The sequence below is a fragment of the Limnohabitans sp. genome (assembly GCF_036804465.1).
Lineage (GTDB): Bacteria > Pseudomonadota > Gammaproteobacteria > Burkholderiales > Burkholderiaceae_C > Limnohabitans.
In genome coordinates, this window is record NZ_DAIRSK010000010.1 from 35,040 (window position 1) to 58,612 (window position 23,573).

Here is a 23,573-nt window from a genome sequence, read left to right on the forward strand (position 1 = left end):
GGTCTGTCATGAACTCACAAAATTTATCGCAAGAAGAATCAGGTCAAGCCGTCAGCGCTGACATGGTGGCGATTGCTAAGACGCAGCGCACACAAGATTCTATTTTTCATCGCGTCACGCAATCTTTTTCATTGATCGTTTTGGCGGCCTTGTTAGGCATCATCATTTCCTTGTTTGTAAATGCATGGCCAACGTTTCAAAAGTTTGGTTTTCATTTTTTATGGCGTGTCGAATGGGACATCATCAATTCTGAATTTGGTGCAGCTATCGCTATCGTGGGCACCTTGGTGAGTGCAGGCATTGCGCTTCTGATCGCTGTTCCACTGGCTTTTGGTGTGGCCGTGTTTTTGACTGAGACCTGCCCCACTTGGCTGCGTCGTCCTTTGGGCACGTCGATTGAATTGTTGGCAGCTGTGCCCTCCATCATTTACGGCATGTTTGGTTTGTTTGTGTTTGCACCTTTATTTGCCGACTACGTGCAAGTGCCACTGAAGGAAGTTCTGGGAGGCATGCCTCTGGTGGGTTGGCTGTTTGGTGGTGCCACCAACGGCATGGGCATCTTGGCCGCAGGTGTGGTGCTGGCTTTCATGGTGTTGCCGTTTGTCGCTGCGGTGATGCGTGATGTGTTTGATATCACACCGCCTATCTTGCGTGAGTCTGCTTATGCTTTGGGTTGCACCACATGGGAAGTGGTGCGCAAGGTGGTGTTGCCTTACACACAAAAAGGTGTGATCGGCGGCATCATGTTGGGGCTAGGCCGTGCATTGGGTGAAACCATGGCGGTCACGTTTGTGATTGGTAACGCCAACCGCATGCCCACCTCCTTGTTCTCTCCTGGCACATCTATCGCATCAGTCTTGGCCAATGAGTTTGGCGAGGCCGAAGCCTTGCATTTCTCCACTTTGTTTGCACTTGGCTTCTTGCTGTTTGTCATCACCTTTGTGGTGTTGGCTGCTGCGAAGGTGCTGATCATGCGTGCAGAAAAAGCCAAAGGCAATTAAGAGGTTTTTATGGAAATTAACAATCAACTTTACGCAAAGCGTCGCATCGTCAGCACATTGGGTTTGGTGTTTTCAATGTCGGCCATGGCTCTTGGTTTAGCCGTCTTGCTTTGGATTCTTTTCGTGTTGTTTTCCAACGGCTTGGCCGGCATGGATGCCAACTTGTTGTTCAGCGATACGCCCGCACCTGGCACCGAAGGCGGTGGCTTGCGCAACGCCATCTTGGGCAGCTTGATGATTGTGGGCTTGACGGTGGTGGTTTCCACGCCCGTGGGTATCCTGGCGGGTGTTTACCTCACCGAGTTCGGTGACGAAAGCAAAACTGCTGAGCTCACCCGCTTTGTGACCGACATCATGTTGTCCGCACCTTCCATCGTGTTGGGCTTGTTTGTGTACGCCATTGCGGTGGCCACGGTGGGTAACTTCTCTGGCTACGCAGGTAGCTTGGCTTTGTCGCTTATTGCGGTGCCTGTGATCATGCGCACCACAGAAAACATGTTGCGCTTGGTGCCTGGCAGCTTGCGTGAAGCAGCTTTTGCCTTGGGCGCGCCGCGCTGGAAAGTGTCTACTTTCATTACCCTGCGTGCCGCCAAAAGCGGTGTGATGACGGGTGTGTTGTTGGCCATAGCCCGCATCAGCGGCGAGACAGCGCCCTTGTTGTTTACTGCCTTGAATAATCAGTTCTTCAGCACCAATATGGGTGCCCCTATGGCTAACTTGCCTGTGGTGATCTTCCAGTTCGCCATGAGCCCTTATGACAACTGGGTGCGCTTGGCTTGGGCCGGTGCACTGCTCATCACCTTGACTGTGCTCGTGCTCAACATCTTGGCACGCGTGTTCTTCCGCGAAAAAGTCAGCGCCTAATTTCAATCAGGAATCTCAACATGTCTGAAACTCAAACAACACAAAAAAACGCCCTCGAAGTTCGTAATCTGAACTTTTTCTACGGCAAGTTCCAAGGTCTTAAAAACGTCACCATGGACATTGCTGAGCGCAAAGTTACCGCGTTCATTGGCCCATCAGGTTGCGGCAAGTCCACCTTGTTGCGCACCTTGAACCGCATGTACAGCCTGTACCCAGGTCAGCGCGCCGAAGGCGAGATCAATTTCTACGGCCAAAACATTTTGGGCTCCAATCAAGACTTGAACTTGCTGCGCGCCCGCATTGGCATGGTGTTCCAAAAGCCCACACCGTTCCCGATGACGATCTACGACAACATCGCTTTTGGTGTGCGTTTGTACGAAGACCTCGGCAAAACGGAGATGGATGAACGCGTCGAATGGGCCTTGAGCAAGGCTGCTTTATGGACTGAAGTCAAAGACAAGTTGGGTCAAAACGGTTTGTCACTCTCTGGTGGTCAGCAGCAGCGTTTGTGCATTGCACGCAGCGTGGCTGTGAAGCCTTCTGTGTTGTTGCTGGACGAGCCCACCTCTGCGCTGGATCCAATTTCCACAGGTAAGGTGGAAGAATTGGTGCACGAGTTGAAAGCCGACTACACCATTGCCATCGTGACCCACAACATGCAACAAGCTGCCCGTTGCAGCGATTTCACCGCCTACATGTATTTGGGCGAATTGGTTGAGTTTGGCGAGACAGAGCAAATCTTCTTCAAGCCTAACAAAACCGCTACTGAAGACTACATCACCGGCCGCTTTGGCTAATTGGAGACCCCATGCCTGATAAACACCTGTCCTCTCAGTTCGACGCTGACCTCAACAACATCTCCTCTCATGTGATGGAGTTGGGTGGTTTGGTCGAGTCTCAAATTCGCCAAGCCGTTTACGCTTTGTCTCAGTTCAGCCCAGAAGCGGCTGACGATGTGCTGTCTACTGAAAACAAAGTCAACAGCTTAGAGGTGGAAATTGATCGCGAAATCGCCTCCATCATTGGCCGTCGTCAGCCCACAGCTGGTGATTTACGCTTGCTCATGGCGATGTCCAAAACCACCGCCAACCTTGAGCGCGTGGGTGACGAGGCCGCCAAAATTGCTCGCATGGTCAAGTCCATCATTGCCGGAACTACACCGCGTTCTTTGCCTTCAACGGATTTGCGGGTGTCTGCTGAAATGGCTTCTGGCTTGTTGCGCAAAGCCTTGGATGCGTTTGCGCGTTTGGATGTTCCCATGGCAGTTTCTATCTTGCGTGAAGACAGCGACATTGACAAAGAGTTTGACGGTTTTGTGCGCAAGCTCATCACCTACATGATGGAAGATCCACGCACCATCTCTGCCAGTTTGGATTTGTTGTTCATTGCCAAAGCGATTGAGCGCATTGGTGACCACTCCAAAAATATTGCCGAATTCATCATCTACATCGTCAAGGGCGAAGACGTTCGTCACATCCCACTGGCTGATGTTGAATCGTCCATGAGCAAATAAAAGGTTTTGGGAAGATGAAAATCGCACGCGTGTTGGTGGTAGAAGACGAGTCAGCGATTGCTGAGCTTATTTCAGTGAATCTGCGTCATCACGGCATGTTGGCTGTGCTGGCTGTAGATGGCACTGCGGCTCAGGCCCACATTGATGAGGTGCTGCCCGATGTGATCTTGTTAGATTGGATGTTGCCTGGTCAAAGCGGGTTGGAATTGGCGCGTCGCTGGCGTGCTGACCCACGCACCAAGACCACTCCAATTCTCATGCTCACGGCGCGTGGCGATGAGCCCGACAAGATTGCGGGCCTCGATGCGGGCGCAGACGACTACATCACCAAGCCTTTTTCAACCCAAGAATTGTTGGCCCGCATCCGAGCGGTGCTGCGCCGACGTGCACCTGAGCAAGCCAGTGATGTGGTTCGCATTGGCGCTTTGCAGTTGGATGGTTCGACTCACCGTGTCAGCTTCAACGAGCATGGCATCAAACTCGGGCCTACAGAGTTCAAGTTGCTCAATTATTTGATGCACCACGCTGAGCGCGTGCACAGCCGCAGTCAATTGCTGGACCGTGTGTGGGGCGACCATGTGTTCATCGAAGAGCGCACGGTCGACGTGCATGTCAAACGTTTGCGCGAAGCCTTGGGTGAAGCGGGCAGCATGGTGGAGACCGTGCGTGGCGTAGGATATAGGATCACGCACCAGCCCTAAAACCGACACAAGGTTTCTGTGATCAGTCGATTTCTCTCGTTTCTTTCCCTGTTAGTTTTTGGCGCCGCAATCGGTTATTCGTGGGCTGTGATTGGAGACAAGCAGCAGTCTCTGTATTTGCTTGCGGGTGCCTTGTTGGCAGGGCTTTTGTGGGTGTTGCTTGATTCTTGGCGTGGCTACCGTGTGCGGTCTTGGCTTCGTCAAGGCGATTTGGCTACGGCGCCGCAGATGGATGGCTGGTGGGGGGTGCTTTCTGATCGTGCCCGCAAGCTCTTGCGTGAGCGTGAACGCAGCATTGCCATGGGTGAGCAGCGTCTCAAAGATTTCCTGTCCGCTATTCAAGCTTCTCCCAATGGCGTGGTAATGCTGGACGCCAATGCGCAGATTGAGTGGTCTAACCTCACCGCGGCCATGCATTTGGGAATTCATCCTGAGCGTGATGTGATGCAACGTGTGGGCAACCTGTTGCGAGACCCGGTGTTTACGGCTTACATGGCGGTCGAGCAACCGATGGAGCCGGTGGTGATGGCGGGTCACAGACACCGTGTTTCAAGCCCTGTTCGCATCTCGGTTCAGCGTCATCGTTACGGCGAAGGTAAACAACTGTTGTTGACCCGCGACGTCACCATGCTCGAGCAAGCCGAGGCCATGCGCCGCGACTTTGTGGCCAACGTCTCGCACGAAATTCGTACCCCGCTCACGGTCATGTCTGGTTTTATAGAAACATTACAGACTCTGGACTTGGAAGCCCAGGACCAAAACCGCTATTTGAATTTGATGGCGACGCAGGCCGTTCGCATGCAAGGCTTGGTGGAAGACTTGCTAACCCTGTCGCGCTTAGAGGGTAGTCCTGTGCCCAACTTTGTCAACAGCATTCCATTAGCAAGCTTGTTGGCGGCTTGTGAGTCTGAAGCGCGTGGTTTGTCCGACACCCTTGCCAAGGGAGAGTCGCCGCATGTGATTGCGTTCGACATTCATCCCACGCTGGCTCAAGCTGAGCTCTTGGGCGAGCAACGTGAGCTGCAAAGTGCCTTATCCAATCTGTTGACCAACGCGGTGCGTTACACGCCAGTCGGCGGGCGCATCGATGTGCGTGTGGAACAAGCCGCTGACGCAAGTCTGTCGATTGCGGTCAGTGACACAGGCGCTGGCATTGCCGCCGAGCATTTGCCGCGTTTGACCGAGCGTTTTTACCGTGTGGACCGCAGCCGTTCTCGCGAGTCAGGTGGCACAGGCTTGGGCCTTGCCATTGTCAAGCATGTGATGCAGCGCCACGGTGGCAGTCTGTCGATCACCAGCGAGCTTGAGCAGGGCTCCTGCTTCAAGTTGGTTTTTCCAGCCAAGCGCTGGCGCATCACGGATTAAGCGCTGACCGCAGGCACCACGCGGCAGTCGCCGCAAAAGAAGTGGCTGGCATTGAGGAAGCGGCGAAACGAGCCTGTGGCGCGAGGCTTGTGAATGCCGCATTTGATGCAGCTCATCATTTCGCCAGTTCTGCCCGTGCCTTCAAAGGGCGAGCCATTTTTTTTGCTGCTGTAGCGCAGTCCGTCGCCGCTGATTTGGGTTGTTTCGTGTTTGTGGTGTGACATGGTGTTCAATCAGATGGATTTTTTCAGACGTTTTTTTTCAAAATGTTTCAGCAACACATAGGTGACCAAGCCAATCACGGCAGAGCCAATGATGAAGCCGCCAAATGCCAAAGGCCAAGGCGTTCCTTCGGTCATCATCGAAAACTCCGACATGCCGCCTATGCCAGCCAAGATGTTGATGGGCATGAACACCACACTGAACACAGTCAGCTGATTCACGCGTTTGTTCTGGTTGATGTTGATAAAGCCAATGGTGGCATCCATCAAAAAATTGATTTTGTCAAACAAGAAGGCAGTGTGGCTGTTGAGTGATTCAATGTTGTGCAGAATTTGTTTTGAGTCAGAGATTTGATCTGCAGTCAGCAAACGGCCCCGCATCAAAAAGCTCAGCGCACGTTGGGTGTCCAAAATATTGCTGCGAATGCGACCGTTTTGATCTTCCTCTTCGGCAATATCTGCCAATATGCTCGCTGCTTCTTGGTCGGTGATGGCTTCACTCAGCACATGACGTCCCACCACGCCTAGCTTGGCGTAAATGTTTTCAAGCGAATCAGCAGACACCTCCACATCTGCGCCGTAGAGGTCGAGCAGCAAATCCACGCTGTCAGTCACATAGCCTGGCTGCGTGAGGGCGCGCCGACGTTGCAACCGAAAGACAGAGAGCTCTTCGTTGCGAAGAGAAAACAAAACACCACCATGCAAGATGAAGGCAACTGGCACGCTTTTAGAGTTGCCATCCCGATCGAGCAGAAAGTTGGAGTGCAGGTGGATGTCGTCGTTTTCATCCACATGAAAACGCGCACTCACCTCTAGATCGGTGGCTTCAATTGGATCGGGCAAGGCAACGCCAAAGTGTGAACCCACAAACAAACGCTCAGCTTTGGTGGAGTTGATCAAGTCCACCCAAACGGGCTTGGCCCCTTCTAAGTCTTTGCGACCTGAGATGGGGATATTTTTAAGCCGACCCTCGATGAGTTCATAGACATTGATTTTGCTGTCCTCAAAGCCAGGCTGGCGGTCACCCGCCAGGTCGGTGCGTCTTGCCTCGGACAGCTCCCACAGCACATCATTTTCTCGCTCAGTGGGGAGTTTGCGCCACAACTTTTGTGCTTCTTCGAGTGGCAGCGCATCAAGGTAGCCGCCCAGCTCAGTGGCGGTTTGCTTGGCAATGAAGTTGTGCAACTCGGCGTCGTGCTGCTTTTGCAGCAAGGATGCGACAAAGTCGTGTTTGTGCATGTGCTGACTTTGAACCATGCCATCCACCAGTTTTTGTTTGTTCAGCATCTCGATGAGATTTTTCAGTGACATTGAATAACCCAACAGCCGATGAACATCGCCTCTGTCTGATGCAATGGGACTTCAGAGGTAATGAGAAAACTTAACAAACAAAGCTGACAGCCAAATGCCCATGCACAACACAATGCTCAACAACACAGCAGCGCTGCCCAAGTCTTTGCAGCGTTTGGAGAGGTCGTGCCACTGCGGGCCCACACGGTCAATGGCGGACTCAAGGCCCGTGTTTAAGAGTTCGACTGTCAAAACAAAAATAACCGATCCTGAAAGAAGTGAAATTTCAACCCAGTTGTTGCCCAAGAAAAAAGACAGCGGGATCAATGCATAGGCCAAGTAGGCTTCTTGTTTGAATGCTGTCTCATGCATGGCTGCTTGCAGACCCTGCAATGAATACCCCAGTGCATGAATGACTCGGTTCAAACCACGTCGTTGCTTTTGCAGATTCTCATGAATGTCGTTCATTGGGTGCAGTTGTAACCCGTGGTTGTGACGCAGATGGGAAGTCGGTGACTTAATACTTATCAGGCACCATCATGTTTTGTGGCACGGGGTGGCGAATGTAGTCGGGGTTGCGGACGCGGGCAGGCAGTTCTATTTCGGGATGCTCAATTTCATGGTAATCGAAATGGTCCAACAAATGACGAATGCAATTCAGGCGTGCACTTTTCTTGTCGACTGCTTGCACCACCCACCAGGGTGACTCGGGTGTGTGGGTGCGCTCAATCATGGTTTCTTTGGCTACCGTGTAGTCTTCCCAACGGCGGCGGCTCTCTAAGTCCATGGGGCTGAGCTTCCATTGCTTGAGCGGGTCGTGGATGCGGCCTAAAAAGCGGGCATGTTGCTCGTCGTCGGTGATGGAGAACCAATACTTGATCAGCGTGATGCCGCTGCGCGCCAACATTTTTTCAAACTCGGGCACGGTGCGGAAAAACTCTTCATACTCGTCATCGTTACAAAAGCCCATCACGCGTTCGACGCCTGCACGGTTGTACCAGCTGCGGTCAAACAACACAATTTCCCCAGCCGCAGGCAGGTGCGCCACGTAGCGCTGAAAATACCATTGGGTGCGTTCGCGGTCGTTGGGCGCCGGCAGGGCAGCGACACGACAAACGCGAGGGTTCAAGCGTTGTGTGATGCGTTTGATCACGCCGCCTTTGCCTGCTGCATCACGGCCTTCAAAAAGTATGACCACCTTTTGTTTGGTCGCCACCACCCAGTCTTGCAACTTCACCAACTCGCCTTGCAAGCGCAGCAACTCGCGGAAGTAGGTGACACGGTTGGCGTTGTTGCCCTCTTCATCGATGGACATCTCCAGCTCTTCATCGAGCGTGTCCAAGAGGTCATCGCGCAAGCGCTGAATTTGTGCTTCGTCGAGTTTGTGTTGGTCCGTCATAGCAATTTCCTTTGCGTGAATTGTCTCCAATGACTGTTTCAACTTCATGACGCTTTGTCACTGAATATTCACATGAATGACTTACATTTTAGATTTGCCATTGCAACGCACTCCAAAAGGTGAGCTTATTACTTATCGCTTCATTTCTTGTTTGGCCCTATGTCTGATCTTGTCTGGCTGTGCTGTGCGCCCTTTTGTGTTGGACCAGACTGCGCAAGCCTTGTCGGGTCAGGGCATGTCCAATGAAGATGATCTTCAACTCGCACGTGAGGCCAGTGCTTTTTATTTGAAGTTCTCTGAGTCGGTGCTCATACAAACCCCTGGCCACTTGAAATTAGCCGAATCGGTGTCGGCCGGTTTTACGCAATACGCCTACGCCTTTGTGGCCTTTGATGCTGAGAAGATGGATGCCAAAAGTCCCCCCATCGCAGCGGACATGCGCTTACGCGCAGGACGCATGTATGCTCGCGCACATCGCCATGCCATGCGGGCGCTCGAGCTCAGCCAGCCTGGCTTTGCTGTTGCTTTGCGACAGGCGGACGCCAAACAACAACCCCGTTTGACGCCAGCCCAAGTGCCCTTGGCCTATTGGGCTGCTGCATCATTGGGGGGCTGGGTTTCAATGTCCAAAGACGATCCCGAAGTGGTGGCTGATTTGCCGCTGTCCATGCGCTTGGCCGAGTTGGCTTGGCAAGTAGAGCCCGCGTATGGACAAGGTGCCCTGGCCAGTTTGATGGGAACCTTGGAAAGTGCCAAGGTGGGGGGGTCTCGCTCAAAAGCCTTGGCCTATTACGACCAAGCGATTGCGTTTGGCAAGGGGCAAGAGGCGGGGCCATTTGTGGCCAAAGCTGAGGGCGTGGCATTGCCCGCTGAGGATCGCAAACAGTTTGAGCAGTTGTTGAGGCAAGCCATTGACATCAGCCAACAGCACCGCAGCCTGCAAAATGAAGTGATGCGCGAACGTGCGCAGTGGTTGCTCTCATCCGTGGATGACCTATTTTGAAAGCCGTGAATGTCTAAGTTGTTGAAATCTTTTTTGCAAGTGTGCGTGGCCCTGGGTTTGTTGTGCGGGCAAACCACGTCTTGGTCGGCCCCTGCGAGTCAGTTGCGCTTGGGCACCTTGGCCCCCAAAAATTCGCTCTACCACCGCCAGTTGATGGAGGTGGGTGAGGTCTGGCGCAACGCCCAAGGCGGTAATGCCAAGTTTGTGGTGTATCCCGATGGCAGCCAAGGCGGTGAGACCGAGTTGGCCCGTCGCATGCGCATTGGTCAATTGCAAGGTGCCTTGCTGTCGGTGGTGGGACTGCGTGAAATTGAGCCTTCCATTGCTGCTTTGCAATCCATGCCCTTGTTGTTCAAAACATGGGAAGAAGTGGACTACGTGCGCGAAAAAATGCGTCCTGCCATGGAGAAAAAGTTTCTTGACAAAGGATTTGTGGTGTTGGCTTGGGGGGATGCAGGCTGGGTGCGCTTCTTTTCGAAAGAACCCGCCTTCAAGCCTGACGACTACCAGAAGATGAAATTTTTTGCGTGGGGTGGCGAGGCCGACCAACAAGAGATCATGAAGAGCATGGGCTACACGCCGGTGCCGCTTGAGACCAGCGACATCTTGCCCTCGGTGCAAACGGGAATGATCAATGTGGTGCCGTCCACGCCTTACTTTGCCTTGGCCAGCCAGGTCTACACCATGGCTCCCCATATGTTGGAAATCAACTGGGCCCCCATTGTGGGCGCCTTGGTGGTGACCAAAAAAGCTTGGGACGACATGAGCCCAGAGACCCAATTGGCGGTGCGTGCTGCGGGTGACAAAGCGGGTGTGCAATTGCGTGCCAAAGCGCGGCTTGAAGTGGATGAGGCTGTGGACGCCATGAAAAAGCGCGGGCTGATTGTCAACAAACCCAATGCCGAACAAATGCGCGCTTGGAACGACTTGGCCGATAAGCTGTACCCCCGCATTCGCGGCACCTTGGTGCCGGCTGAGACCTTTGACGAGGTGTTTCGCCACTTGAAGGTCTACCGCGCGGGCAAAGGTAAATAATGGTGAGGCTTCTCAAAGGCCTGACGCAGGCCGACACCATGCTGGCGGCGTTGGCGTTGGCTTTGATGGCCTTGATCCCTTTGGTTGAAATCTTGGCTCGTCCCATGATGGGCAAGGGTGTGGAAAACGCGCCGGTGGTGGTGCAGCACTTAGGCTTGCTCATGGCCATGGCTGGGGCCATTGCCGCTGAGCGCTTTGGCCATCTCAGCAGTTTGGGTGTGTTGGTGCCGCGTTTTTATGCAGTGGGTCAGTTGGGTGCTGCCGCGGTGTGCGGTGTGTTGGCGTGCGCCAGCGGCCAGCTGGTGCTCAGCGAAATGACGGCCGAGCAAATGCTGGCCTATGGCGTGCCGGTGTGGTGGTTTCAAGCAGCCATGCCGATCGGCTTTGCATTGCTTGGATTCAAGCTCGGTGCGCGTTGCGCGCAGCACTGGGGCCTGCGGTGGCTTGGTGCAGTGGCTGCGCCTTTGATGGGTGCGTGGCTGGCCTTGAGCTTTGATGGGCAAGTGCTGCCGCTGTGGCCTTGGTTGTTTGGACTGATGTTGCTGCTGGCATGTGGTGCACCTATTTTTGTGGTGTTGGGTGGTTTGGCGCTGGCATTGTTCTGGCAGGATGGTTTGCCCTTGGCCTCTGTTGCCTTGTCGCATTACCAAATTACGGTCAACCCCTCGTTGCCGGCCTTGCCTTTGTTCACCTTGGCGGGATTGATCTTGGCGAGCACGGGTGCCGCTCAGCGTTTGGGCGCTGTGTTTGTGGCCTTGTTTGGTGGCGGAAAAATAGGCACTGTGATTGCGGCCACGGTGCTGTGCTCTTGCTTCACCGCCTTCACGGGTGGCAGTGGCGTGACGATTTTGGCTCTGGGCGGGTTGCTGCTGCCGCTGTTGCAAGGCGTGGGCTACCCCGAACGCAAGGGCATCAGCTTGGTGACGAGTGCCAGTGCTTTAGGTGTGTTGTTGGCCCCATCGGTGCCGCTCATCATGTATGCCATCATCGCGCGTGTGCCGATCAACACCATGTTTTTGGCGGGCATCGTGCCAGCCGTGGTCATGGTGGTGTGTTTGCTGATTTTTGGGGGTTACTTGCGCCAAGACGTGGTGGGTTCAACATCAAGCGGCTCATCCAAGTTCAGCATGTCTGCCTTGCGTCAGGCTGCATGGCAAGCCAAGTGGGAGCTGTTGGCGCCGGTGGTGGCTATTGGTTCTTTGGCCAGCGGCCTGGCCACGCCCACCGAAAGCGCTGCGCTCACTGCTATTTATGCGGTGCTCACCCAAGCGTTTGCGCACCATGAATTGGATGCCAAAAAACTAGGCGATTGCCTCTCGCAGTGCACCCAAATCATTGGCGGTGTGATGTTGATCTTGGGCATGGCCTTGGGTCTGACCAACTATTTGGTGGATGCTGGTATTCCAGATTTGGCAACCGATTGGGTACAAGGCGTTACGCAAAACAAATGGGTGTTTTTGCTGGCACTCAATGTGTTCTTGTTTGCTGCGGGAGCGTTGATGGAAATCTACGCTGCCATTGTGGTGTTGGTGCCTTTGTTGTTGCCTTTGGCGATCAGCTACGGCATTGACCCTGTGCACTTTGGCATCATCTTTTTAGCCAACATGGAAATGGGCTTTTTGTGTCCCCCCGCGGGTATGAACATTTACTTTGCATCTGCGGTGTTCAAACAGCCGATTCGCACGGTGGCTGCCTCGGTGGCACCCGCCTTGCTAGCCATCTTTGTTGGCACCTTGTTCATTTCTTGGCTACCGTTGCTCGCCACAGGTTTGCCTAGTTTGCTGATGTCGACGCCTAAGTAAGCTCTATCAATTCGCTTTGGGCTGTGTGCTGAGCAACTCGAGTTGACTGCTGACGCTGCGTTGCGCCAAGTGTGCCAAGCTTCTTCGCGAATGTCCTTCAGGCGAGAGCGTCTCGCCTATCAAAACTTTGGCATGAATGCCGCTAGCGCTCAACACCTGGTGCAGGGATTGGACAAATCCTATGTCATCAATGAAGGCGGCTTTCAAACACATCGAACCCGTGTGCGGGTTGCTGTAGCGGATGGCCACAGGTTGCACAGGGATTTGGTGTTTGACAGCTGTTTCAAACAAATTGCCGTGAAACATCTTGACCGAACCACCATCACTGCTGGTGCCTTCGGGGAAGCCGGCCACGCAATAGCCTTGGTGCAGAGCTTTCGACAATTCATCCACCATGTTGCGGGCAGAGGCTGGCGAGCCACGGTTGACAAACACCACACCGCATCCAGTTGCAATGCTGCCAACGATGGGCCAACGCTTGACCTCAGCTTTGGCCACAAACACGCTGGGTTGAATGGTTTGAATGATCAGCGCATCGACCCAAGACACATGGTTGGCTACCAGCAAGCGGGGCGAAGCGTCTTGAGCGGTGACGCGCAGAGAGGTGTCGTGCACCACTTGGACACCCAATACATCCAAAGTTCTTTGTGACCAGTTTCGGATCTCTTCAAGCTGGCTTTCTTGGCTCAAGCGAGGAAATTTGATCCACAAAATCCAAAAGGCATCGCCAAAGGTATAGAGGAGGCGTAAGTATTTCATCAACATGTTTAGGGGGATGAGTTTAGTTTTGATATGTGACATTTTGGTGAATTTAGAAATTCATTTTGTCACGAATATTTCACACAACCTTCGCGGTGAATTCACATGCTTTGTCAAGAATCCTTGTTATTGATTCATTAAGGACAGACCATGAAAGAACTGCCAAATCCAACGATGCCTTTGTCGTTCATCGATGTGCCCCGGGGGTCACTTCATCGAAACGATCATGACACTCAAGAAGTTGCTGTCTCTGCCCAAAAAACTCAAACACGTCCAACCCTGATCGTTGAGTGGGCCAAGCACCAAGATGAGGTGCGTGAGGCACAACGTCTGCGCTACGACGTGTTTGCCACTGAGATGGGCGCTCGTTTGAAGGACAGCATTCCCGGTCACGACATTGATTTATTTGATGACTTTTGTGAACATTTGATCATTCGAGATGATGTGACTGAGCAAGTCATCGGCACATACCGTGTGTTGACACCCGCCCAAGCCAAACGCATTGGCAGCACTTATTCGGACCTGGAGTTTGATCTGACGCGTTTGCGTCAATACCGCGAACGCATGGTCGAGCTCGGTCGCAGCTGCGTGCATCCAGAGCATCGCCACGGCGGCGTGATCATGGCCTTGTGGGGCGCCTTGGCTGAGTTCATGGTGCGCAACAAGCTAGACGTGATGATCGGTTGTGCCAGCATCCCCATGTTGCACCAAGGCGTGGTGAGCGGCGAAGTGGCTGCCAGCATTTGGCACCAACTCAAGAAAACACATCTGGCTGACATCGAAAATCAAGTCACACCACGTTTGGCATTGCCTGTGGAGCAGTGGGAAGTGAACCCCGCGTTTGAGCCTCCTGCGTTGATCAAAGGTTACTTGCGCTTGGGCGCCAAAGTATTGGGCGCACCCGCCTGGGATCCAGACTTCAACACAGCTGATCTGCCCATGTTGATGAAAATCAATGACATGCCCCCGCGTTATCGCAAACACTTCTTGGGTGCGTGATGCATTACAGAGCCATCTTCATCTCCGATTTGCATCTAGGCACACCCGGTTGCCAAGCTGAGGCTTTGCTGGACTTCTTGAAAGAGCATGACAGCGACTATCTCTATTTGGTCGGCGACATCATCGATGGCTGGCAATTGCGCCGCCGTTGGTACTGGCCGCAAGCACACAATGACGTGATTCAAAAGCTTTTGCGCAAAGCGCGCAAAGGCACGCGTGTGATTTATGTGCCGGGCAACCACGATGAGTTTGCGCGCCATTTCTTAAATCACCATTTCGGTGGCATTGAAGTGTTGGAAGAGACGGTGCATCAAACCGCCGACGGTCGCAAATTGTGGGTCATCCACGGCGACTATTTTGATGCCGTGGTGCAGCAAGCCAAGTGGCTGGCCTATGTGGGCGACTATTTGTATGAGTTCACCCTCAAGCTCAACCGTTACTTGAACAACTTGCGCGGTCGTTTGGGTTTGCCGTATTGGTCACTCTCGGCTTACCTCAAGCACAAGGTGAAAAAAGCGTTGAACTACGTCACCGATTTTGAAAAAGCTGTCGCGCATGAGGCTGCCAAACACGGTTATCAAGGTGTGGTGTGCGGTCACATTCATCGCGCAGAGATTCGTGACGTGGATGGTGTTTTGTATTGCAACGATGGCGATTGGGTGGAAAGCCGCAGCGCCTTGGTGGAGAGCGAATCTGGCGAGTTGTCCTTGATCTTTTGGGAAACTGAACCTGTGTTGGTTACCAACCCCGAATTAGTCAACGTAGCTTGATACGCCAGTTGTAAGCTGAATGCCCAAAGGTTTTTATTTTTTGATCGGTGCACAGTTTGCATCGGGTCTGGCTGATAACGCGCTTCTCATCCTTGGCATCTACTTTTTGAACGAGCAGGGTTACCCAGGTTGGTGGGCCCCTTTGTTGAAGTTTTCGTTGACTTTGGCCTATGTGCTGTTGGCCTCCTTGGTGGGGCCTTTTTCAGACGCTTTTCCAAAGAACCGTTTGATGGCTTACATGAACGCCCTCAAGATGGTGGGCGTGTTGTTGTTGCTCCTAGGCGTGCAGCCCATGCTGGCTTTTGCCTTGATCGGCTTGGCTGCTTCGGTCTATGCACCTTCCAAATACGGGCTGGCCACTGAATCAGTAGAACCTCGCTTGCTGGTGCGCGCCAATGGCTGGCTTGAGGCGTCCGTGGTGCTGTCGGCGGTGTTTGGCATTGCCCTAGGAGGGGCTTTGACGGGTTTGACGGAATCTGGCGTTGCAGCTGAATTTGCCGAATTGTTCTCGTTTGCCTCGGGTGTTTTGGTTCAGACCCAAACTTTGCCAGCGATGGCCTTGGTGTTGTGCGTCTATGTGACAGCGGCAGCCTTGAACTTTGGCTTGCGGCCCATGCAAAGGCGTGTGGCCATGGTGGCCATGACTTGGCAGTCCATCAGCTGGAGCGCTTTTTGGAAAACCAACCTGAGGCTTTGGCGTGATCCTTTAGGCGGTGTCTCGTTGTACGTCACCACCTTGTATTGGGGGGTGGGCGCGGTGATGCAGTTTGCGGTGTTGTTGTGGGCCGAGCAAACTTTGAAGTTGACCTTGAAGTCAGGCGCTTACTTACAAGCACTGGTCGCCCTGGGTGTGATTTTGGGCGCTTTTTTGGCTGGCCGAAGCTTCAAGTTGCACTCTGCGCGTCAATCCTTGCCTTGGGGTTTGCTGCTGGCCGTGTTGCTGCCCGTGATGGTGTGGGTCACAGAAGTTTGGTTGGCCATTCCGCTGCTGCTGTGTGCGGGTCTGGCTGGTGGCATGTTGTTGGTGCCCATGAATTCTTTGTTGCAACACCGTGGCATGCAGGTGTTGAGCTCTGGCCGTTCCATTGCTGTCCAGGGCTTTAACGAAAACATGAGTGTGCTGGTGATGCTGGGTATTTACAGCGGCTTGCTGGCCTTTGGCGTGTCGCTGTCGTGGATCATGCTGATGTTTGCCGCCGTCTTGATCGCCGGCATAACGCCGCTGTGCTTGCTGCTCTGGCGTCAAGTGCGTGAGAGGTGATCTGCATCTGGCTTTTGCCAAGGGTCGATGTGGGCCATCAAGTTAAGCACGCGGTGGCGTTGCATGACGCGTCGCCTGGCTTCAACCGCAATGTCATGACCTGCCTCCACCGTGATGGCCGCGTCCACTTCGATGTGTGCGTCGACCACGATCATGTCGCCCATTTTTCGGGTCTTGATGTCGTGGGTGTTTTTGACGCCAGGTGTCTCCAGCAAGGTGTGTCGAATCGCCACCACTTCAGCCTCGTCGACCGAGCGGTCCATCAAATCGTGCAAGGCATCCCATCCAAACTGCCACCCCATTTTGGTGACCATCAGGCCCACCACTAAGGCTGCAATGGGGTCAAGAATGGGGTAGCCCAAGAGGTTGCCTGCGATGCCAATGCTCACCACCAAAGATGAAGCAGCATCAGACCTTGCATGCCAAGCGTTGGCCACCAACATGCTAGATTTGACTTGTTTTGCCACCGTCAACATATAGCGAAACAACAACTCCTTGGCCACCAGCGCACCTGCCGCGACATAAATTGCCAGCACATGGACTTGTTGCAAAGACTCAGGATGTTGAACTTTGTCAACCGCCGAAAACAGCATGCCAACGCCCACAGCCAACAGCAGCAAACCCAAAATCAAAGAGGCTGCAGTTTCAAACCGTTGATGGCCGTAGGGGTGTTCTTCATCGGCATCTTTTTGGCTGTGGTGGTTGGCGATCAGCACCACGAAATCGGCCACCAAATCTGACAAGGAATGAATGCCGTCAGCGATCAAGCCTTGAGATTTAGAAAAAATCCCCGCTGCAATTTGCACACAGGTGAGCACCAAGTTGACACCTACGCTCACCCAGGTACAACGCGAAGCCGCTTGCGAGCGCGCCTGGGCATCTGATGGCGATACTTCCGAGTCGTGCTCGAACTCAGAAAAGTTCATAGGTGGGTGATTTAGAAAATAGATTCTGGAATGTAGCGCAGACCGAACGAGATCCAGCGGGTGTTGCTTGAGCCGTTGTATTGCTGACCTATCGTGGTGTCGATTTGTAACAAATTGGGAATCAAGGAAAAACGTGCACCCGCTTGCCAGAAGGGCTTGGCTTTGTGGTCGCCAAAGGCTTCAGCAATCAGCGTCATTCTTTCGCCTGTTTGAATTTCTGCGCCAAAGCCATACGTCATGCGATGTTCATGCGTGAGTTTGTCTCGCAACCAGCCAATGTTGGTGTGGTAGATGACCTTGTCATTGAGCGTGGAAATTGACACAGGAATGTAGGCATAGGTGTTGCCCAGACTGTTGGGGCCAACTGCTGCGCTGGGGTGGTTGATATGACCCACCGCCAAACCCCAACCGTATCCATTGGTGTTGAGTTCGCGAAACAAAGATTTACCTTGCAACACATAGTCATTGAGCCCGGGTTCACCTGAGTTTTTGGAGCTGCCGCCACCCGCTGTGATTTCAAAATTGCCGCTCAGATTGCAAGCGGGCAGGGCCCATTTCTCAAGGCTGCTTTTGTAGACCCGGGTCCAGCTTTCTAGCTGGCAGCTTCCAGCCGTGGTCAACCGCGCATCATCTGTGATGAAAGGGCGGGCTGCAAAGGCAGAAAAGCTAATGATCAGTGACAGGAAAATTGCAAGGTGTCGCATGATGAACGAGGGAAAAATAAGCCTTGGTTAGCTTAGCCCAGTTCGATGGCACGTTGAAAAATGGTTTCCACTTGGCCTGCGATTTCATCCCAGCCCAAGTGCGCCACACTGGGGCGCGTGAATTCTCGTGCCTGCTCAAGTGTGGCGCTAGATTGTGTGATTTCGAGTGCGCGCTGCAAGTAGGTGTGCGGCTCGTCACTGGGCACCAGCCAACCATTTTTTCGGTCTTGAATGAACTCCCCTGCGGCTGCGCAGTCAAAGGCCAATACGGGCGTGCCGCATGACAGCGATTCCAGTGTCACGTTGCCAAAGGTTTCTGTGAGGCTAGGAAAGAGCAACAAGTCGGCGCTGGCATAAAGCGTGGCCAATTGCTCATGCGTGCACATGCCCACGAAAACAGCATCGGGGCATTTGGCCTCGGTGAGGGCACGCATGGGGCCATCGCCAGCAAACACCATCTTGACTTTTCTACCCTGCGCCAAAAGCGTTTGGTAGGCTTGGATCGTCAGGTTGAGGTTTTTCTCTGCGGCCAAACGGCTTGTAGACAGCAACACCATGGTGTCTGGGGTGACGCCCCAGCTTTCACGCATGGCCAGGCTGCGCTTGTTGTGGTGAAAGAGTTGCGTATCCACGCCGCGTGCCACCACTTTGAGGTTTTTGAAACCCATGGTCTCAAGTTGGTGTTTCATGGCCAAGGTGGGCACCATGGTGAAGGCAGTTCGGTTGTGGAATTTTCGCAAGTAAGCCACGATGGGCTTGCTGAGCCAGCCTACGCCGTAGTGTTGGCAATAGCTGTGAAAGTTGGTGCGGAAATCAGAAGTCACGGGCAGCCGAAGTATCTGCGCTGCTTGCAGGGCAGACCAGCTCAATGGGCCTTCGGTTGCAATGTGAACCAAGTCGGGACGGCGCGTGCTCCAAGCTTTGATCAGCGCTTTTTTGCTCGGTAACCCTAGCTTGAGTTGGGGGTAGCGGGGTATGGGTAAGCCTCGCAGCAGCAGTTCAGACCAACCCGCGTTTTCAACACCTGCATCATGTTTGTCTTGACGCGGACGGATCACTTGGATGGTGTGCTGTCGTTGCCCTAGGTGATGGATGAGCTTAGAGAGCGTCACTGCCACGCCATTGACTTCTGGCGGCCATGTTTCTGTCACAACTGCAATACGTAAAAAACGTTGCGCAGGTTCGAAGTTTTCGACCAAAATAGGGGGCGTGCTTGTTAAGTCCATACACCCATGATGGCTAATTAATTTAACAACTTGATGACAACTTGGTGATGGCTGGAAATAATTTCATCTATATTTCTTTTAGTTGTCACCAAATTTTCACATGACAGAGACATCATTACTGTGTCTTGAAACACATGAGGAACAGACGTGAAAAACTTTCTAGAAGAATTGCGCATTCAACGCTGGGATGACCACCGTTACTACCACCACTGCCGCATCAACCAGTCTTTGCATTTGCTCAGTGCACTTTGCTTTTTGGTTTCCTACGCCTTGTTGTTTGTGAACCCTGCTTGGGCTGCTTTGTTGGCTTGGTTGGTTTCGATGACAGCGCGTCAATCGGGCCACTTCTTTTTTGAGCCACTGGGCTATGACCATGTGAATGAAGCCACCAATGACTTCAAAGAAGAAATCAAAGTGGGCTACAACTTGCGCCGCAAAGTTATTTTGCTGAGCATTTGGGTGCTGTTGCCTTTGGTGATCTACTACTTCCCAGGCTCGCTTGATGTGGTGCCAACCCATGAAACATGGGTGGAGTTTTCAGAGGCAGTGGGTTACTCATGGTTGGCTTTGGGTGTGGGTGGTTTGTTGTTTCGCACCATCCATCTGTGCTTCATCAAAGATGTACAAACTGGCTTGGTGTGGATGACCAAAATCGTCACCGACCCCTTTCATGATGTGTACCTGTACCACAAGGCACCGTTTCAGTTGCTGCGTGGTCAGCGATTCGATCAAGAGTTCTTGAAGGCCAGCAACTAAGCGCTTCGCCCCCAAGACCAAGGCGTTCAGGTTTGAGGACCTGAACGCCTTTTGCTTTACCTGAACAAAGTTTCCTTCAAGATGCTGCGGCGAATGCTCTTGTTGGTCATCTCGGGCGAGTACCACCACCAGCCATCGTTCTTCATCTGCGTGGTGGCTGCCACAAAGCGTTGCAAGACAGCCTCAAAGTCAGCGTCGCTGTAGTTGAGGCTAAAGATCAGGCGGCCTGTGCCCACCCAGCTCAATGCCAAACCTTGCACGCGCAGGTAGTACTGCAGCATCCAGTTGTAGCGGCTGGGTTGTGTGTAGAACATCGTCCACACACTGGACATGTTGGCTGCTTGCAGGGGAATGTCGTGGGCCTTCATGGCGTCATTGAACATCTTGCAGCGCGCATTCCAGCGCTCGTCTAGCCCGTCGTAAATGGCCTGAATTTCTGGTGTTTCGATCTCATCCAAAAAGGCCGCCATCGCACCCATCACCGCGGGGTGTTCTTTGAACGTGCCGCGTGCAAAGCAAATGTCTGCTGGGCGATCGGGGTGAAAGCGGTGCATCCATTCCTTCTTGCCACACACCACACCCACGGGGAAGCCACCGCCCAGGGTTTTGCCGTAAGTGACCAAGTCGGCTTGCACGCCGAAATATTCTTGTGCCCCGCCGCGCGCTAAGCGAAAGCCCAAAAAGACTTCGTCAAAAATCAACACCACGCCGTTGTCGGTGCAGGCTTGGCGCAGCTTGTGCAGCCATGCGGTGTAGGCGTCACGGTCATAGGCCGCTTTGCGGCTGCTGTCGACCAAGGTGGAGTCGCCAGGTGCGTTGACGTTGGGGTGCAGGGCTTGTAGCGGGTTGACCAGCACGCAGGCAATGTCTTTGCGCGTGCGAATGACCTCTAAGCTGCGCTCGCTCATGTCGCTCAAGGTGTAGGTTTCGCGAGGAGGCATGGGGTTGCCCGGGCCAGGCTGCACGTCTTCCCACCAGCCGTGGTAAGCACCACAAAAGCGCACCAAGTTTTTGCGCTTGGTGTGGTAGCGCGCCAAGCGCACGGCTTGCATCACGGCTTCGGTGCCCGACATGTGAAACGACACCTCATCCATGCCCGAGATGGTTTTCAAGCGCGCGGCGTTGCTGGCGACGCAGGGGTGGTAGACGCCCAGCGTGGGGCCAAAACTTTGTGTTTTGGCAAGGCCATCGGCCATGGTTTTTTTGTAAAAGTCCGCACCAAACACATTGACGCCATAGGAGCCGGTCAGGTCATAAAACGACTGGCCATCCAAGTCTGTCACATGCACGCCGCTGGCTGACTGCAAGAAAGAGCCCACCTTGAGGTGCTCTTGCACCAAGGGGCTGAATTGAAAGGGCACGCGGTAGGCCGCGATGAACTGCATGTCCGTGATGTCTTCACGGGCCGCCGCGCTGGCTTGGATGCTCAAGGGGTGGCGGGCTTTGAGCACCTCTGCAATTTTGAAGAAGGCTTGGCGGCGTAGATTTTGTATCTCAAGTGGCGCGTTGTCACATTTAAAGAACACTTCTTCGTCAAAATGGTAGCCGGGCAACAAACGCGCCAGTCGTTTGGCCATGCGTGAGTGACCAGCCAGAGAAGGGTGCTTGGCCCGAGAGAGTTGAAGTCGTCGATAGATCGACGGCGTGAATGCTGCCAGAGCGCCCAAGCTCATCAAAGTGGTGTTCACAGTCAATTTCCTTGTGTTAGAGATGTTTCTGTTTTATTCAATTTAAGTGACAAAATGATGAAGATCCGCGATAAATTTCAAAATTTGATGCTGCAAGAAGACCTCAACTTTTTAGTCACCAACCGAATTCCCCGCATCACCCTCACGCGATTCATGGGGTGGTGGAGCCAGCTGCGTAACCCTTTGATCGTGAAAGCGTCGATTGCGGTCTGGCGTTGGTTCACAGATTTGGATTTGTCCGAATCCAAGCAACAAACATTTGCCACCTTGCACGCGTGTTTCACGCGTGAGTTAAAGCCCGGCCTGCGCCCGATTGATCCCAATCCAGCCGTGATGAGCTCGCCTTGCGACTGCATCGTGGGCGCTTGCGGCGTGATCAGTGATGGCATGGTGTTTCAGGCCAAAGGCTTTCCTTATACCTTGGACAGTTTGTTGAGCTCACCCGACTTGGCTCAGCGTTGGCCCAGCGCGCTAGAGGGCGGCACCTTTGTCACCATGCGTCTGACCAGCAGCATGTACCACCGATTCCATGCGCCGTGCGATGCGCACCTGAGCCACGTGACCTACATCTCAGGTGACACCTGGAACGTCAACCCCATTGCTTTGGCCCGAGTCAAAGAGTTGTTTTGCAAAAACGAACGCGCCGTGTTGCAAATGAAGACGGCCGAAGGCACGCCATTTTTGATCGTGCCTGTGGCCGCCGTGTTGGTGGCCAGCATGCGTTTTCATGCTGTCGATGTGTTGCTGAACCTGCGCTACAAAGGCCCCAACGACATCCCTTGCGATGCTCACTACAGCAAGGGCCAAGAGATGGGCTGGTTCGAGCACGGCTCCACCATCTTGGTGTTTGTGCCGCCTGGCTACGCCTTGGCCGCAGGCATTGAAAACGGCAAGCGCATCCGAATGGGCGAGGCGCTGTTGGTGAAGAACTAGGTCTGCAACCGGTCATTTAATTTGTGAATGTCACCAAAGGTTCACCTTAGGCGTTCATCCTTGGGGATGCAGCAATCCGCTGCAATCTACATGGAGCTTTTTCAATGACCAATGAGCACAACCTTGATCCTGAAATCCACGAAGATGAAGAGGAATACGAGTCCTTGGCTGACTACCACCGCATTGCAGCCTTGCACTATTCTCAAGCCGCCAAGCACCATTCATTGGCTGCTGATGCAGATGACCAAGGCCATGAAGAGGCCCGTAACTCACACGTGTTTTTGGCTTATCGCCACAAGCTCGTGGCCAATCAGTACGCTGAGATGGCTGTGATCGAAAGCGATGAGTTGGCAGACGACGATTCAGACGAAGCTCACGCTGCTTGACAGTGCTGATGCACCAATGACACACGCATCTGGGTGTGTTCTGGGGAAGACTCCTTCAGGTGTCTTCCCTTTTTCTCGTCTGAATTTCATTGGGTGTTCACAGCACTGTCATTTGATAAAGATAGAATAAATTCCACAATACACATTTTGCGTGCCACGCCGCGCAGCCATGAGCTGCATTGGTTTGACTTGGCTACTGGTTTACGCAAGGAGCTTGTATGAGTGACGCACTGAAGAATTGGCCATATCCACGCTGGATCGCACACCGAGGTGCTGGCAAACTGGCGCCTGAAAATACCCTAGCCGCCTTTCGCGTGGGAGCGCAGCATGGTTATCGCATGTTTGAATGTGACGCCAAACTCAGCAGCGATGGTGTGGTTTTCTTGTTGCATGACGCATCTTTAGAGCGCACAACGAATGGCCATGGGGTAGGGGGCGAGCAAACTTGGGCGCATCTTCAGCAGTTGGATGCAGGCGCTTGGCATTCCAGCACTTTTGCGGGTGAGCCATTGCCTAGCTTGAGAGACATCGCTGAGTTTTGTTTAGCAAATGGTTATCACCTGAACATTGAAATCAAACCGACGCCTGGCACAGACGCGCTGACTGGCGATGTGGTGGCTCGTCAGGCAGCCACGCTGTGGGCTGATTGCGAGGTCGCACCCTTGCTCACTTCATTCAAACCAGAGGCATTAAGCGCTGCAAAAATTGCAGCACCACATCTACCGAGGGGGTTGTTGCTCGATACCTTGTGGGACGGGTGGCGTGAGACTGCTGCAGCGCTTGAATGCTGCGCGGTGGTCTTTCACTACAAACTCTTGAACCAAGCCATGGTGAAACAAGTTCATTCGGATGGATGGCGCTGTTTGGCTTACACGGTCAATGCGCCAGAGTTTGCCGATCAACTACGCGCATGGCAAGTCGACGGATTGATCACCGATCGCGTCGACCAGTTCAACCCTTCTCTTTGAAGA

Annotated in this window: 25 protein-coding genes; 16 read left to right on the forward strand and 9 right to left on the reverse strand. The window is 53.4% G+C overall.

Annotated features, from left to right (window positions below; all coding sequences use genetic code 11):
* Window positions 1-8: 8 nt before the first annotated feature.
* From pstC to phoR, 6 genes are read left to right on the forward strand one after another with little or no spacing between them, the layout of a single operon-like run.
* Window positions 9-1,001, forward strand: coding sequence for a phosphate ABC transporter permease subunit PstC (gene pstC, locus V7Q41_RS06870; protein WP_333844624.1), 993 nt, complete (start codon window positions 9-11; stop codon window positions 999-1,001).
* Window positions 1,002-1,010: 9 nt separating this feature from the next.
* On the forward strand, window positions 1,011-1,865 hold the full coding sequence (gene pstA, locus V7Q41_RS06875) for a phosphate ABC transporter permease PstA (protein WP_333844627.1): 855 nt from the start codon (window positions 1,011-1,013) through the stop codon (window positions 1,863-1,865).
* A 20-nt stretch (window positions 1,866-1,885) separates the two neighbouring features.
* Window positions 1,886-2,662, forward strand: a complete 777-nt coding sequence (gene pstB, locus V7Q41_RS06880; protein ID WP_333844630.1) for a phosphate ABC transporter ATP-binding protein PstB — start codon at window positions 1,886-1,888, stop codon at window positions 2,660-2,662.
* A gap of 11 nt (window positions 2,663-2,673) precedes the next feature.
* Window positions 2,674-3,378 (forward strand): phosphate signaling complex protein PhoU, encoded by a 705-nt coding sequence (gene phoU / locus V7Q41_RS06885; RefSeq protein ID WP_333844633.1) that lies wholly within the window; start codon window positions 2,674-2,676, stop codon window positions 3,376-3,378.
* 14 nt (window positions 3,379-3,392) lie between these two features.
* Window positions 3,393-4,079: a phosphate regulon transcriptional regulator PhoB gene (gene phoB, locus V7Q41_RS06890; RefSeq protein WP_333844635.1), complete on the forward strand. Its 687-nt coding sequence runs from the start codon at window positions 3,393-3,395 to the stop codon at window positions 4,077-4,079.
* Window positions 4,080-4,097: 18 nt separating this feature from the next.
* A complete protein-coding gene (phoR, locus tag V7Q41_RS06895) occupies window positions 4,098-5,444 on the forward strand; it encodes a phosphate regulon sensor histidine kinase PhoR (RefSeq protein WP_333844637.1) in 1,347 nt (448 codons plus the stop codon).
* Here phoR and V7Q41_RS06900 read toward each other — a convergent pair.
* The 4 genes from V7Q41_RS06900 to ppk2 are packed head-to-tail and all read right to left on the reverse strand — an operon-like array spanning window position 5,441 to window position 8,354.
* Window positions 5,441-5,668 carry a hypothetical protein gene (locus V7Q41_RS06900; RefSeq protein WP_333844639.1) on the reverse strand — a complete coding sequence of 76 codons (228 nt, stop codon included), beginning with the start codon at window positions 5,666-5,668 and terminating at the stop codon, window positions 5,441-5,443. The genes phoR and V7Q41_RS06900 overlap by 4 nt on opposite strands.
* 9 nt (window positions 5,669-5,677) lie before the next feature.
* Window positions 5,678-6,976 (reverse strand): CorA family divalent cation transporter, encoded by a 1,299-nt coding sequence (locus V7Q41_RS06905; protein ID WP_333844641.1) that lies wholly within the window; start codon window positions 6,974-6,976, stop codon window positions 5,678-5,680.
* A gap of 51 nt (window positions 6,977-7,027) precedes the next feature.
* Window positions 7,028-7,423, reverse strand: a complete 396-nt coding sequence (locus V7Q41_RS06910; RefSeq protein WP_333844644.1) for a diacylglycerol kinase — start codon at window positions 7,421-7,423, stop codon at window positions 7,028-7,030.
* 49 nt (window positions 7,424-7,472) lie between these two features.
* On the reverse strand, window positions 7,473-8,354 hold the full coding sequence (gene ppk2, locus V7Q41_RS06915) for a polyphosphate kinase 2 (protein WP_333844646.1): 882 nt from the start codon (window positions 8,352-8,354) through the stop codon (window positions 7,473-7,475).
* A 76-nt stretch (window positions 8,355-8,430) separates the two neighbouring features.
* Here ppk2 and V7Q41_RS06920 point away from each other — a divergent pair, with 76 nt between their 5' ends.
* The 3 genes from V7Q41_RS06920 to V7Q41_RS06930 are packed head-to-tail and all read left to right on the forward strand — an operon-like array spanning window position 8,431 to window position 12,194.
* Window positions 8,431-9,357, forward strand: a complete 927-nt coding sequence (locus V7Q41_RS06920; protein WP_333844648.1) for a TRAP transporter TatT component family protein — start codon at window positions 8,431-8,433, stop codon at window positions 9,355-9,357.
* 9 nt (window positions 9,358-9,366) lie between these two features.
* The gene (locus V7Q41_RS06925) at window positions 9,367-10,392 is read left to right on the forward strand and encodes a TRAP transporter substrate-binding protein (protein WP_333844651.1); all 1,026 of its coding nucleotides are present in this window, start codon (window positions 9,367-9,369) and stop codon (window positions 10,390-10,392) included.
* A complete protein-coding gene (locus V7Q41_RS06930) occupies window positions 10,392-12,194 on the forward strand; it encodes a TRAP transporter large permease subunit (protein ID WP_333844654.1) in 1,803 nt (600 codons plus the stop codon). Before V7Q41_RS06925 ends, V7Q41_RS06930 begins: the two co-directional genes overlap by 1 nt.
* Window positions 12,195-12,200: 6 nt before the next feature.
* Here V7Q41_RS06930 and V7Q41_RS06935 read toward each other — a convergent pair whose 3' ends face one another.
* A complete protein-coding gene (locus V7Q41_RS06935) occupies window positions 12,201-12,959 on the reverse strand; it encodes a lysophospholipid acyltransferase family protein (RefSeq protein ID WP_333844656.1) in 759 nt (252 codons plus the stop codon).
* 144 nt (window positions 12,960-13,103) lie between these two features.
* Between V7Q41_RS06935 and V7Q41_RS06940 the strand changes: the two genes are divergently transcribed.
* The 3 genes from V7Q41_RS06940 to lplT are packed head-to-tail and all read left to right on the forward strand — an operon-like array spanning window position 13,104 to window position 15,983.
* Window positions 13,104-13,952, forward strand: a complete 849-nt coding sequence (locus V7Q41_RS06940; RefSeq protein ID WP_333844658.1) for a GNAT family N-acetyltransferase — start codon at window positions 13,104-13,106, stop codon at window positions 13,950-13,952.
* The gene (locus V7Q41_RS06945; RefSeq protein ID WP_333844660.1) at window positions 13,952-14,722 is read left to right on the forward strand and encodes a UDP-2,3-diacylglucosamine diphosphatase; all 771 of its coding nucleotides are present in this window, start codon (window positions 13,952-13,954) and stop codon (window positions 14,720-14,722) included. Before V7Q41_RS06940 ends, V7Q41_RS06945 begins: the two co-directional genes overlap by 1 nt.
* Window positions 14,723-14,741: 19 nt before the next feature.
* Complete coding sequence (lplT, locus tag V7Q41_RS06950; protein ID WP_333844662.1) at window positions 14,742-15,983, forward strand: lysophospholipid transporter LplT; 1,242 nt, start codon at window positions 14,742-14,744, stop codon at window positions 15,981-15,983.
* Here the strand turns inward: lplT and V7Q41_RS06955 are convergent.
* From V7Q41_RS06955 to V7Q41_RS06965, 3 genes are read right to left on the reverse strand one after another with little or no spacing between them, the layout of a single operon-like run.
* Window positions 15,965-16,909: a cation diffusion facilitator family transporter gene (locus tag V7Q41_RS06955; RefSeq protein ID WP_333844665.1), complete on the reverse strand. Its 945-nt coding sequence runs from the start codon at window positions 16,907-16,909 to the stop codon at window positions 15,965-15,967. The genes lplT and V7Q41_RS06955 overlap by 19 nt on opposite strands.
* An 11-nt stretch (window positions 16,910-16,920) precedes the next feature.
* Window positions 16,921-17,613, reverse strand: a complete 693-nt coding sequence (locus V7Q41_RS06960) for a hypothetical protein (RefSeq protein ID WP_333844668.1) — start codon at window positions 17,611-17,613, stop codon at window positions 16,921-16,923.
* 32 nt (window positions 17,614-17,645) lie between these two features.
* On the reverse strand, window positions 17,646-18,839 hold the full coding sequence (locus V7Q41_RS06965; protein ID WP_333844671.1) for a glycosyltransferase family 4 protein: 1,194 nt from the start codon (window positions 18,837-18,839) through the stop codon (window positions 17,646-17,648).
* 147 nt (window positions 18,840-18,986) lie between these two features.
* On the opposite strand from V7Q41_RS06965, the gene V7Q41_RS06970 reads away from it, so the two are divergent.
* On the forward strand, window positions 18,987-19,595 hold the full coding sequence (locus V7Q41_RS06970) for a hypothetical protein (protein ID WP_333844673.1): 609 nt from the start codon (window positions 18,987-18,989) through the stop codon (window positions 19,593-19,595).
* 56 nt (window positions 19,596-19,651) lie between these two features.
* On the opposite strand, the gene V7Q41_RS06975 is transcribed toward V7Q41_RS06970, so the two are convergent.
* On the reverse strand, window positions 19,652-21,283 hold the full coding sequence (locus tag V7Q41_RS06975; protein WP_333844676.1) for an aminotransferase class III-fold pyridoxal phosphate-dependent enzyme: 1,632 nt from the start codon (window positions 21,281-21,283) through the stop codon (window positions 19,652-19,654).
* Between the two features lie 54 nt (window positions 21,284-21,337).
* On the opposite strand from V7Q41_RS06975, the gene asd reads away from it, so the two are divergent.
* From asd to ugpQ, 3 genes are all read left to right on the forward strand, one after another.
* Window positions 21,338-22,216, forward strand: coding sequence for an archaetidylserine decarboxylase (gene asd, locus V7Q41_RS06980; protein ID WP_333844679.1), 879 nt, complete (start codon window positions 21,338-21,340; stop codon window positions 22,214-22,216).
* 104 nt (window positions 22,217-22,320) lie between these two features.
* The gene (locus V7Q41_RS06985) at window positions 22,321-22,602 is read left to right on the forward strand and encodes a hypothetical protein (RefSeq protein WP_333844682.1); all 282 of its coding nucleotides are present in this window, start codon (window positions 22,321-22,323) and stop codon (window positions 22,600-22,602) included.
* 218 nt (window positions 22,603-22,820) lie between these two features.
* On the forward strand, window positions 22,821-23,570 hold the full coding sequence (gene ugpQ / locus V7Q41_RS06990) for a glycerophosphodiester phosphodiesterase (protein ID WP_333844685.1): 750 nt from the start codon (window positions 22,821-22,823) through the stop codon (window positions 23,568-23,570).
* Window positions 23,571-23,573: the final 3 nt, after the last annotated feature.